Below are 10,966 nucleotides of genomic sequence, written 5' to 3' on the forward strand. Positions count from 1 at the left end.
GCAAGCAATGTGAAGCGAATGCCTGAACTAATGCTCAAGCAATGCCAGAGTGCAGCTCAGCCTAATTCAGTGTAGCCTATTCATCCTTAAACCTTTATTGGATATTTGCGTGTCATTGTCAGTACTCACGACTATTTCAGGACGGATTTTAAGCCGTCACTGGCAAGTTTCCTCAGGCCAAGCGTGGGCTGAATATTTTATCGCCACCCAAAATGGCACTGTGCTTGCCAAAATGGCAGAACAATGGCCTACCTGTTTTTGCCTGCAGCAAGATGAAGCGCGAATTCGCCAATTACGCACTGATATTCGTGTGAGTCGCCCCGTCACTCAAACTAACTTTGCGAGGCAGGCATTAACTTTGCTGCAGCTGCCCTCTATGGCGGCTATGGGGCAATTGTATAAGCAAGGCTTAGATCTCGGTTTACCCATTTACGAGAGTCAATTTAGGCCGGAGCAACGCTTTTTAATGGAGCGCCATATTCATCTCGATATTGAGTGCCGTGGTCAGTGGCGTGGCGATGATAATGGCGTGCCTATATTTGAGATGACTCAGGCAAGACCCGCCTTAGCCCTGGCAGCGCGCGAATTGAGCTTGGTGTCATTAGATATTGAATGCGCCCCTTCTGGAGCGCTTTACTCTATCGGGCTTTACAGCGGCAGTGATAAACGGGTGCTAATGATTAACAGTCACGGCGCTAATAATATCGCCAATTCTGGTAATGACACTCAATGCACTCGGCAGAGACTTGAAGGCGATTGCGAGTTTGAACTTGAGTATGTTAATGATGAGCGCCAGTTACTGCTCAAGTTAATGGATTGGTTTATCGAGCAAGATCCTGATGTCATCATCGGCTGGTCTGTGGTCAATTTTGACTTAGCGTTATTGCATCAACGCGCGCAGGGCTATCAGTTACCTTTATTGCTTGGGCGGGCAGGGCGGGCGTTAAGCTGGAAGGTTAAAGATGTGCATCGCAGTGATACCCTTATCATTCCAGGGCGAGTGGTGCTTGATGGTATTGAATGGTTAAAGGCAGCCTTCTATCAGTTTGAACGCTATTCCCTCGAGTTTGTCGCACAACAACTATTTTCAAGCGGTAAGCTGATTGATTCTACTAAAAATAAAGTCGAACAAATTACTCATTTATTTAATCTTGATAAACCGGCACTGGCGCAATATAACCTGCAAGATTGCAGCTTAGTGTGGCGAATTTTTGAAAGTAAGGAGTTGCTGGCTTTTGCCCTTGAGCGCGCAGGTATGACAGGGCTGGAACTCGGCCGCGTTGGTGCATCTGTCGCTGCCTTTATGCACTTATATTTACCGCACTTACATAGGCATGGTTATGTGGCGCCCATAGGTAATGAAGTGTTACAAGCCGATAGCCCAGGTGGCTATGTAATGCAATCGCTGCCGGGGTTATATCAAGACATAGTCGTGCTGGATTTTAAGAGCCTCTACCCTTCAATTATTCGCACATTTGTTATTGACCCCAAAGGATTAGTGGAAGGCTTGCACCAAAAAAGTGAGCGTGAACGGCGCACTAGCACTGAAGATAGCGCAGACTTTAGCACGCAAATTAGTACTCGCCAAGATTATCGCACAAAGACTCATGAGAATGACCATTGCCATGATAATCAACTTGTACCAGGTTTTTTAGGAGCATGGTTTAGTCGGGAGCAACCGATATTACCTAGCATAGTGGCGCGTTTAAGTGAGGCGCGGGAGCAAGCAAAACTCGAGGGTAATCAGGCGTTATCGCAAGCGATTAAGATTATTATGAATTCACTTTATGGCGTCTTAGGTAGCCAATCTTGCGTGTTTCACGATCCCAAACTTGCTAGCTCAATCACCTTGCGCGGCCATGAAATCATGCAGTTAACTCGAGATTGGATTGAAGCGCGCGGTTTTAAGGTGATTTATGGCGATACCGATTCTACATTTGTGCATTTAGCTGGGGTGGATGATGTCAACTCGACTGCGCAGCAATTAGTGACTGAGATTAATCAAGCGTGGCAACAAAAGCTTGCCAGTGAACTTGGTATTAACAGTTATTTGGAGCTGGAGTTTGATGCTCATTATCACGTGTTTGTGATGCCAACCCTGCGTGATTCTGAGGTGGGTAGTAAAAAGCGCTATGTCGGCGCGAGCTTACATGATGGCCACTGGCAATTGACTTTTAAAGGCATGGAGCAAGTGCGCAGTGACTGGACCGTATTTGCTAAAGAAGTTCAGTATCAATTATATTTACTGTTATTTCAGGGCCTTGATGTTAAATCCTACCTAAAGCAAGTCATTCTAGATGTTAATGCCGGCCGTTATGATGACAAGTTAGTCTTCACTAAACGGCTGCGGCGCGATCTCAATCATTATCGCGCTACCGCCAGTCCTCATGTAAAAGCTGCTCGTTTAGCGTGGGAGCGCAGTGGCAATAGTCGTTTTAGTCATCTAGGCACCAGCATTACTTATGTCATGACGCAAGCGGGCGCAGAGCCTGTCGATTATCAATACAGCGCTCTGGATTATGACTATTACATCGATAAACAATTAAAAGCGATTGCTGATCCAGTACTTTCGATAATGAAATTAGATTTCGAAAATATCACCAGTCAACAACTCAAGTTAATTTAGCTGGTGTTAATGTTTGATTGCTGGGTCTTGGGGGTTAATCCTTGGTGCTACCTTTGTTAAATTCAGGTGTTTTAAGCATAAAAGTGATAACTTGCGCATATTTCTGGATAGTTCATCTTTGAGTGACTACTAATGTTTTGTTAATCTCGCTGCAACAAGGAAAGTTATAAAGCAACGGAATGGGGATGACAAATTGAAAATAACAAAGGTTAGGTTTACTCAAATGAAAAAGACACTCGTAGCAAGTGCATTGGCCGCCATTATCGCCGCGCCAGCAGTATATGCAGTAGAAGTTTATAACGACGACACAAATTCTGTAACCGTTGGCGGCATCGCTGACGTTCGTGTGGTAAGCAGCCATGGCGAAACTGACATGGTTCCTGGCTGGTCACGTATCTTTTTCACCTCCAAGCATCAGCTGAATGATGGTTGGAGCGCATTCAGTAATTTCGAGTGGGCTGTTAACCCATTTGGTAACACTACCGTTAATGTTAATACTAACGGTCAGTTTTCAGATTCTAAGGGCAACTTCCTCGGTAACCGTTTAGGTTATGTTGGCCTGAGCCATGACCAATATGGTCAATTAAGCTTTGGTAAGCAGTGGAGCGTATGGTATGACGTTTCAGGCGGCACCAACAATGCTATCGGTTTCGATGGTAACGCGTCAGGCACTTATACCTATAACAAATCAGACGGTTCTTTCAACGGTACCGGACGTCCTGACAAAGCCATTCAATACCGCAATGCCTTAGGCGACTTTAGCTTTGGCCTGCAGTTCCAACTGCAGCAAGATGACGTTGAAGTTGAAGATATCTTAGACGGTGGTTCTAATCCTGATGCGGCTTTTGCTCGAGCCACTCCATTAACGGTTGAATACCAGAATACCTATGGTTTCTCTGCCACTTATGCAGTTACCGATAAGCTGAACTTAATCGCTGGTGGTAATACTGGTGAGCTGACCATTACCGAAAATGGTATTCAGCGTGATGAAACTGATTACATTTATGGCGTAGGTATGACTTACGGTAGCATGAATGACGGTCTGTATTTAGCCGCTAACGTTAACAAGAACCAAAACCACGACACAGATAACGCCGGCCGTTTACTGCCTGAATCTGTAGGTCTTGAAACTTTTGCTAGTTACACTTTTGCCAACAAGTTGCGCCCAATCGTCTCTTACAACATCTTAAAAGCTGGCGATGAATATGCCGAAGCTTACAAAGCTGGCGATGAGTTCAAGCGTGAAACTCTGATTGCTGGCGTACATTACTTATGGACTCCACAGTTGACTGTGTACACTGAAGGTCGTTTTGATTTCAGTGACTTCAACATCAATGGTCCTTTAGCTGGTAAAGCTGCTGATGGTGAAGGTGATGCTTTCGTTGTTGGTATGGCATATAAGTTTTAATTAACAATATATCAAAGTAACAACTTGTTGCTTGTGTTAACACGTTGTTGCTTTAAAAATAGAAATGGATTGATTAATTTCAATCCATTTTTTTTGTTTAAATTTAAATAGCGTATTGCCACTTCTCATTTCTTAGTATTTGAAATTTTCGTCTGCGATATGATCAATTATCAAATTTATACCCTTACATTACAATTGTTGCCATATTGTTAAGGAGGCTGTTGATCTAGCGTTAAAAAACAATATGTTAACGCTGTGATAAATCTATGTTGAATATTATGGGTGGGATGTTGTTATTTGTCGTTGGTTATGTTTTTATTGCGTCAAATAGGTGGCTTACTGAAGTTACCTGTTTATCGCAATGAACTTTATTAATACGAAAACATAATTAAAAATCCAGGGAGTAATGAGTAATGGATAACAACACACTGACAATGGCTATTCGCGTTGCCTTAATTAGCGGCGCCGCCACCGCAGCATTTAGTACCCCAACATTTGCGGCTGAAGCTAAACAAGATAAAGTTGAACGAATTGAAGTGACAGGCTCGCGTATTCAACGCACCGATATGGAAACTGCGACCCCAGTAACCATTTTTAGCGCTGCAGATATCGATAAAACGGGTTTTGCAACGGTGGCTGAATTCTTACGTACTACAGCATCATCCGGTGGTTTTAACGAATCATCAACATTAAGCCAAGCCGCTGGTGCCTCGTCTGTTGGCCTGCGTGGTTTTTCCCCTGACTACACCTTGATATTATTGAATGGTCGCCGTCTGCCGAAAAACTCTGCTGGCGGAATATTTACCGACGTTAACCAATTACCTATTGCTGCGGTAGCGCGTATTGAAGTGTTACCTGATGGTGCCTCTGCCATTTACGGTTCTGATGCGGTAGCTGGCGTTATTAACATTATTACTAAAACTGATTTTGACGGTTTAGATGTCTCAGCTCGCTATGGCGCAGCGCTTGAACATATGGACGCCGATGAATCTAATTTCTCGCTGGTGACTGGCGCGTCTAACGATAAGACTAACGTGTTATTTGCCGCTGAATATTTTGAGCGTAAACCGATCGAAGCCACAGATCGCCAGTTTGGTAGTACGGCTAATATCGAAGGCCATGAAGGCGGTGATGGTCAATCAACTTGGGGCATTCCTGGTTTTACTCAAATTGGTGGTAAAAAAGGTACTGTTTCAGCAACACAAGGCACTAAGCCTTGGTCTGATTGTCCTCCTGAGAATATTTTAAGTAGTGGTCGCTGCGCTTATGACTTCGCCCCTTTATATCAAATTCAACCAGCATCAGACAGACAGTCCATATTTACCGCGATTAATCATGAGTTTAATGCTGACTTAAAACTTGATGGTCAATTCCGTTATTCGCGTGCTTACACGCGCACCTCGAATGCGCCATCACCAGGTGCCGTTGATGTCACTAGCAGCCCGTACTTATATGATTTCTTGTTGAACGATCGCTATAAAGATGATCAAGTGACAGGTCAAAAAGTTATCGAAGAACTTAAAGCAGGTAATGCTTTTGTTAAGGTCGGTCGCCGTTATGTCGATTTCCCTAATCGTGAAAAGGATAATACTAACGAAACGTTTGAATCTGTGGTGGGTTTAAATTACAACCTAGACGATAACTGGAACTTAGATTACGACTTAGGTTTTTCTCGTTTGACTAACCGTCAAATTGGCTCAGCGGGTCAACTCTTAATTGAAGGTGTGGAAGAGGCATTTGCTTCTGGCGCGCTAAATCCTTTCATTATCAACGACTGTTCATCAGCGCAGTTATCTGAAACTTGTAAAGATTTGCAAGCATCGATTCACCGCACCGGTGAGTTTAAGATGGCTTTCTCCTCATTAGTGCTTGCAGGTACTACGCCTATCACTTTGTGGGGCGGTGATGTTGGCTTGGCTACAGGTCTTGATTATCGCAAAGAAGAATACTCAGATCGCTCAGATCCCGCATCAGTTGCCGGTCAAGTGATTGGTGGCGCTGGATCAAACGGTGGCGGTAGCGCGACTAACAATGCAGGCTTCATTGAAGTTTCATTGCCTGTGATTGAAAATGTTGAAGTCAACTTAGCCGCTCGTTACGACATGGCTGATTGGGAAGTGAATGATGACAGTAAGGCGACTTATTCAGCCAAAATTGCTTATACCCCGATTGAAGACTTATTGCTGCGTGCCAGTTATGGCACCGGCTTTAAAGCACCAAGTTTAGATAGCTTATATTTGAACGAATCATCAGGTGTGACTTTCGCGATTGATACCAAGCTGTGTAAAGCTGCTGGTAATAATCCTGCGAGTGCTGATTGTAAGCGATTAGAGCTTAATTCTAAATCTGGCGGAAACGTCAATTTAGAATCCGAAACTTCAACTTCTTATAACGTTGGCAGTGTTTATCAGTTCACTGATGATTTATCATTCTCAGTGGATTACTGGTCATTATCGGTGGATAACATAGTCGGCAGTTTAAGCATGCAGGAAATTCTGGATGCCGAAGCTGTGGGTGAATTAACGGATTTAGTGATTCGTAACGCGCAGGGTCGTTTAGATGACACGGCTCGTACTGGTTATGTACGTACTAACTTACAAAACCTTACCGAGAAGAGTGCAACAGGTTTAACTTATGACCTGCAATACGCTGGTGATTTCTCATTTGGTGGCTTGAGCGCGGTATTACGTGCAGAGCAATATTTATCGTATAAGACGCAATCTTCAGCAGTTCAGCCTCTGTGTGATTGGGCCGAAGATGATGCCATGGAAAAATGGCGTTTAAATGGTAATGTCACTTATACCGCTGGTGATATGGCGACCACGTTAAATGCGCGTTGGTTACAAGGATACGATCAATATCAAAAACGCAATACTGGTAATAAATCGTGCCAGTTAGTGGGTTGGTATGATGTCGGTACTGAAGTCGATGCCAACGGTGATTTGACCGATATTGGCCGAGCTCAGCACGTAGCTAGTTACGTACAATTTGACTTAACCAGTGTTTACAATATTGATAACCACAATAAAGTCACCATGGGTATTCGTAACTTACTCGACCGTCAACCATCATTCAGTGACCCATACAGCTGGCCATTCTATGAGCAAGGTTCATACGACAACATAGGTCGTTTTGCTTACCTGCAGTATGACGTTAGTTTCTAATTGAAATAATCATTTAGTGCAGTAGGCCTCTTCGGAGGCCTTTTTTGATCATGTCATATCAAAACAAACCAACGCCAGACCCTACATTTGTTACATATATGGAAGGTCCCCATCTATTCATGTCTATAGTTTGTTGTTATTTGCTGAACTCATGCAATACAGCCATCACTTATTGTTTTTAATTGAGCCCTTGAAAATCAAGTGCTTATGCGTCCTTACTGGTTGTTGCTTGATTCAAAGTTAGTTGTTACCCCTAAGAGACTGACTTTGAATGTAAAAAATGAAATAAAAGAGTCGCGCTGATTGGTGGTGTTTGTTGCGCAATTGTTGTCAAAAGGTTTGTTTTGTGTTTCCATGGGTGCGGCTAGTACACATTTTATGGTGTAAATGTGTCACCAACTCACGCTGGGTTGGCAAATAACAAGAGATGACTGGGAGAAAGACTAATGTTTATTAATAAATTCTTAGCTCGTTCCATCAAAGTAGCTTTACTGGGTAGTGCTGGAGTCGCTGCATTTGGTGTCGGTTCGGCTATTGCCGCAGAAGAAAAAATTGAACGAATTGAAGTGACAGGTTCAAGTATTAAACGTATCGATATGGAAGGTGCGTTGCCTGTTACCGTTATTACTAATGAAGATATTTTGCGATCAGGCGCTGTCGATACCGCTGAATTAATTCAGCAATTACCTTCAATGCAAGGTTTTACTGTTGCTGCTGACTCGGTCGGTGGTGGCGGTGGTGGTTTGCAAACCGCATCTATTCATGACTTAGGTGCATCCTATACCTTAGTGTTGATTAACGGTCGCCGCTTAGCACCATCAACCTCAGGTTCGACTATTGACCTTCAGAGCATTCCTTTAGCCGCCATTGAACGCGTTGAAGTACTCACCGACGGTGCATCGGCATTGTATGGTTCTGATGCTATCGCTGGTGTGGTTAACTTTATTCTAAAAGATAATGTTCAAGGTGTTCAACTCCAAGGGCGTTACGATAAACCTCAAGAGTCGGGCGGAAATAGCTGGAATGGTAGTATCACTGGTGGTTTTGGTGACTTTGATGCCGATGGTTATAATGTGATGTTGTCATATACTCACGATGATCAAAGCCAGTTATCCTCAAAAGATCGTGACTTTGCCAGCTCTGGTATTATTAACTTCAAAAATGCGGGTAAGGATTATACCTTCTTCAACGGTTCCGGTAATGCGATTCCTGGTAACGCACGCGTGCGGGAAAAAGGCACAACCAACTGGAGAGTATTCAATCCTTACGAAAAAGCTAATGGTGAGTGTGCGCCAAACAACGCTTTGGTTGGCACTCAATGTTTCTTTGACTTTACTTCTACCATTGAAATTGTTCCTGAAAGTTCAAGGGATAGCATATTCGTTAACGCCGACGTTGCTTTATCAGAAGAGATTAAGCTATTTGCTGAGGGTGTGTTTGCCAAACATTCAACCACAACTCGTATTGCCCCTTATCCTACTGGCTACTTTCCAATCCCTGCAAACTCTGCGCTTGTCAGTCAATATATTGTTCCGTATTTAACCGCCGCTGAAAAAGCTCTTTATGATGCAGGGAAATTGGATACTCAGTCGAGATGGCGAGCTTTACCTGCGGGCAATCGCACCACTGAATACGATACAACCGCTGTGCATTTAGTCACGGGTATTGATGGTACTATCAATGATTTTGATTTCGAAGCCGCACTGACTTACTCAACGAATGATCAAGATCAAAACTATCCTACCGGCTGGTTACTTGCCGAACCGTTCCTTAAAGCTGTTAGTAGCGGTAGTATTAACGTCTTTGTACCACCATCAGAACTAGACCAAGCCAGTAAAGACGCACTTGCACAAGCCATTTACTCTGGTCCATGGAGCGGTAACAACATTGACACCTTAGGCGGGGATTTCAAAGGTTCATTACCAGTATTTGAAATGGATGCGGGCCAAGCCTATTTGGGCTTTGGTGCGGATTACCGTAAGACATCCTTTAAGCAAAATATCGCGGAGGCTAACAAAAATGAAGAGATTTTATTTTTAAGTACGGATGACACTTATGATTTAGAGCGCAACACTTATGGCTTATTTAGTGAACTAGTGGTTCCTGTGATTGAAGATCTTGAAGTGACAGGCGCGCTGCGGTATGACGCTATTGGTGGTGTTGATGATAACCACGCGGGCACGACAGTCAATGATTCGGTTAGCGATGTGACTTATAAGTTCAGTGCTCGCTACCAAGCCACTGAAGACTTGTTGTTACGTGCTTCTTACGGTACAGGCTTTAAGGCTCCATCCATGCTGGAAATTGCGCGTCCACGTGCAGAATTTGGTGTAACCGGTGATTCTTACTCTTGCCCATTCCCTGCTGGTGACCCATTAGCGGCTTTCTGTTTACCAGGACTGTCACAATACTCAATATTTACCCAAGGTTTCCCTGAGCTAAAACCTGAAAAATCAACACAGTATTCATTTGGTGGTGTATTTGCACCAAGCAAAGATTTCAGCATTGGTGTTGATTACTGGAATGTTCAAATGGAAGATCAGGTCACTTCACTAACGGAAGACCAAATTTTCTCTGAAGCAGAAAAGTATCGCAACTTATTCACTACCAAGCGCAATTTAGCCACCGGCGAAGATGAGCTGGCCATTTTACAAACAGCAGTGAATATTGGTAAGGCAAAATACAGTGGTGTTGATTGGAATGTAACCCTTAATAACGATTTAGGCTGGGGTGATTTGTCATCTTACTTTGTAGGGACTTACATGATAGATAGTGAGTACACTAAGCCTGGTACTAATGACTACATTAGTAGCCTTGGCGCGTTTGGTGATAATAATTCTGTGACCTTTAGAGTGGTATCACACGTAGGAACTACCTTAACCGTCGGTGATACTCAAACGAGTTTAATTGCTAAATACAAGTCAGGTTATCAAGATCAATTTAAGTCAAAAGATGATTGTTCTGTAACTGATGCGGCTGGGGAGTGTGTGGATATTCAATTACATGTACCTTCGTACACCACAGTTGATTTCCAGTCACGTTACTTCTTTACTGAAAACTTTAATGCCACCTTTGGTGTTGCCAACTTGTTTGATAGAGCGCCATCGTTATCATTACGCGGCGGTGGTTCAGGCCATCAAGTGGGTTATGACCCACGTTATACCGACTCGTTTGGTAGAACGTTCTATCTACAAGCTGACGTAAAGTTTTAAGTTAGATTTAAATACTTAATTAGCGTATTAACTTTAAAAATCCGAGCGTGTAAAACGTTCGGATTTTTTTATTGGATTAATCTAGTTGAAAAATAGTACGAATTGAGCTGAGTTTTTGATTTTTGATAATGATTTTTTCATTAACAATACCAATGTAATGCATAAGGCTTACTTTTATTCATGCTAACGCCAAAAAACGACTGAGTTTACCTTTGCTAAAAGTTGAACAAAGCCTGCTCAATAGTCAATATGCACTATGCTTAAGGTATTGTTTTATACCAGATTTTAGTGGTATAAATAAGTGTATTACTTGAGTAAAAAGGCTTAACAAGAAACAACTCAACTTAGTTTGAATGATTAAGTGTGATAAATGTTTTTTTTGTTATTTTTGCTCAAGCCGAATTGTTGACATAGGTCAACAATTTGTGAAATGATGCCTCTGTCTCTATACCTTGTACTGAATATAGAGAGCGAAATAAAATACTAACAATCACAAGAGAAAGACATACTTAGCAGTAACGTATGTGAGTTTCACCCTCAAGGTGTCGCGAAGCCA

4 protein-coding genes are annotated in these 10,966 nt (G+C 42.9%); all 4 read left to right on the forward strand.

Translation table 11 applies throughout. The annotated features are described in order from the left end of the window. Positions 1-109: 109 nt before the first annotated feature. A complete protein-coding gene (locus tag AC1HDP_RS01845) occupies positions 110-2,626 on the forward strand; it encodes a DNA polymerase II (RefSeq protein ID WP_479637447.1) in 2,517 nt (838 codons plus the stop codon). A gap of 223 nt (positions 2,627-2,849) precedes the next feature. After that, complete coding sequence (locus tag AC1HDP_RS01850; RefSeq protein WP_479637448.1) at positions 2,850-4,034, forward strand: porin; 1,185 nt, start codon at positions 2,850-2,852, stop codon at positions 4,032-4,034. 413 nt (positions 4,035-4,447) lie between these two features. After that, positions 4,448-7,198: a TonB-dependent receptor plug domain-containing protein gene (locus AC1HDP_RS01855; RefSeq protein ID WP_479637449.1), complete on the forward strand. Its 2,751-nt coding sequence runs from the start codon at positions 4,448-4,450 to the stop codon at positions 7,196-7,198. A gap of 446 nt (positions 7,199-7,644) precedes the next feature. Next, entirely contained in the window at positions 7,645-10,410 is a 2,766-nt protein-coding gene (locus tag AC1HDP_RS01860; RefSeq protein ID WP_479637450.1) for a TonB-dependent receptor, read from the forward strand. Positions 10,411-10,966: the final 556 nt, after the last annotated feature.

It is taken from the genome of Shewanella sp. ISS20, assembly GCF_056522965.1.